This window comes from Tersicoccus phoenicis (assembly GCF_001968835.1).
GTDB lineage: Bacteria > Actinomycetota > Actinomycetes > Actinomycetales > Micrococcaceae > Tersicoccus > Tersicoccus phoenicis.
Genome location: NZ_MRDE01000020.1, coordinates 1 through 2,131 on the forward strand (window position 1 = coordinate 1; position 2,131 = coordinate 2,131).

A 2,131-nucleotide genomic window follows, 5' to 3' on the forward strand; every position below is an offset into this window, starting at 1 on the left:
ATGGCGCGCACCGCGCTGGAGATCATGGGAAAAGCACACGCGCTCTTGGAGCAGATCTCCGAGAGCGCGGATACCGACAAGCCGCGCAGGAAGCGCTCATGAACGCCTACGCCGAGCTGACCGGCTCGGGCACCCCGACCCGGCAGGCCGCTGCCCTGACCGGGGTGCCGCGGGCGACCGCCGTCCGGGCCGCTGCCCGTGCCACCGGGCCGGACCCGGAGCCCGCGCGGCCGCGTCCGGCCCCGGCGAACAAGCTCACGAACGCCGAGCGGGCACGGGTGCTGATGGTGCTCAACAGCGAGGAGTTCGTGGACAAGCCGCCGCTGCAGGTCTACGCGATTCTGCTCGAACGCGGCCAGTACGTGGCCTCGGTCGCCACGATGTACCGGGTGCTGCGCGAGAACGCCCAGGTCCGCGAACGCCGGCGGCTGGCCACCCACCCGGCCCGGAAGGTCCCCGAACTGATCGCCACCGCGCCACGGCAGGTCTACTCGTGGGACATCACGAAACTGCCAGGGCCGGCCCGCGGCGTCTACTACGACGCGTACGTGATGATCGACATCTTCTCCCGCTACATCGTCGGCGCCGTCGTCCACGCCACCGAGGACGGGGCCCTGGCCACGGAGATGATGACTTCCGCGTTCGGTGTGCACGGAACCCCGCAGGTCGTCCACTCCGACGGGGGCCCGTCGATGACCTCCAAGACCGTCAGAACTCTCCTGGCCGACCTGGGCGTGGTCCGCTCCCGCTCGCGTCCGCGCGTGTCCAACGACAACCCCTACTCGGAGGCGCTGTTCAAGACGATGAAGTACCTGCCCGAGTTCCCCGACCGGTTCACCTCCCTGGCCCACGCCCGCCAGTTCCTGGACGAGTTCGCACACGCCTACAACCACCACCGGCACACCGGCATCGGCATGCACACCCCCGCGGACGTCCACTACGGCCTCGCCGACAGGATCGACCACGACCGCGACGCCGCCCTGGACGCAGCCCGACGCGCCCACCCCGAACGGTTCACCAGCACGACCCGACCCAAGATCCTCGACCGCGACCCCGCCGCCTGGATCAACCCACCACCAGCCGACGAGCTACAACTCGCCGCCTAACACCCACCGGCCTCACCCGCCTTGACAAATACCGCTACGCCGACACCCGCGCGTACCCCATGAGGTGTCCCATACCGCTGACTGTAGCGAAACCCGCGCGAGGTGGACAGTATCGAACCATAGAATCCGACACAGGGTTTCGCTACAGACGATCGTGGCTCGCTACTGCGGAGTTGTGGAGTTCGGCGCTCTTTGGCGGTGTTTTGTTGGAGCTCTTTGTCGTTAGTTGCCGATGACGAGGGTGCTGGCGGCTGCTTCGATGACATCGTCGGTGATGGTTTCGAGTTGGTTGATCTTCAGCACACGGGTGATTTGGGGGAAGAGCCGTTCGAGCAGCCGGAAGTTGCCGCGGGTGATTCGCTCGATCGCGGCGATTGCCTGGGCGTCGGTGAAGTCGTCGGGGTCGAGTGATCGGCCGATTCTTTTCCAGTGGCGGTCGAGGACGAACAGGAGCTCGTCGCGGCCGAGGGGGCGGTAGCGGTGGGAAAATCCGAGACGGCTGTAGAGCTGCGGGTAGTGGCGGAATCGTTGGTCGATGCCTGGCATGCCGATGAGGATGATCCCGAGTCGAGTCCGGTCATGGTTGTCGCGGAGGAGTTCCAAAGCTGTTGGGGTGAGGCGTTCGGCTTCGTCGATGATGAGCAGTTCGACCAGCTTTGTGATGCCGTTCATGAGGCGAGGGGTTGTTGGATCGTTGCGGTGGAGGTGGCCATCAATGCATGAGGCGATCCGGACCTGGGAGCGGTGGATCTCTGCCATGAGTTCCCTGGGGCGGCAGAGTACTTCCGGGGTGTAGAAAACGGCACGGTTCTTGTTGGCGAGTGAGAAGTGCTTGGCCTCTTCCTCTGCATCGCGGGACCGCCAGTCTGTTATGTGGCTCATCACAATCCACGGTGTAGCTGGGGTCTGAATCCGCCGGTTTCGAGCAGGCTGCGGGCGATGTAGTTGGTGAGGTTGCGGAAGCCGAGGGCTGAGCCGCGGAGGTGTTCGAGCCGGCCGTTGATGGCCTCGGTCGGGCCGTTGGA

3 protein-coding genes are annotated in these 2,131 nt (G+C 65.6%); 1 reads left to right on the top strand and 2 read right to left on the bottom strand.

Features of this window, described 5'->3' with window-relative positions; genetic code table 11:
• The first annotated feature begins 98 nt into the window (after positions 1–98).
• Complete coding sequence (locus BKD30_RS04535; RefSeq protein ID WP_076702656.1) at positions 99–1,106, top strand: DDE-type integrase/transposase/recombinase; 1,008 nt, start codon at positions 99–101, stop codon at positions 1,104–1,106.
• 222 nt (positions 1,107–1,328) lie between these two features.
• Here the strand turns inward: BKD30_RS04535 and BKD30_RS04540 are convergent, their stop codons facing one another.
• Positions 1,329–1,988, bottom strand: a complete 660-nt coding sequence (locus BKD30_RS04540) for an AAA family ATPase (protein WP_083956018.1) — start codon at positions 1,986–1,988, stop codon at positions 1,329–1,331.
• Positions 1,988–2,131 (bottom strand): transposase (locus BKD30_RS04545; RefSeq protein ID WP_143588065.1); only part of this gene is annotated, 144 nt, incomplete at its 5' end. The genes BKD30_RS04540 and BKD30_RS04545, both read right to left, overlap by 1 nt.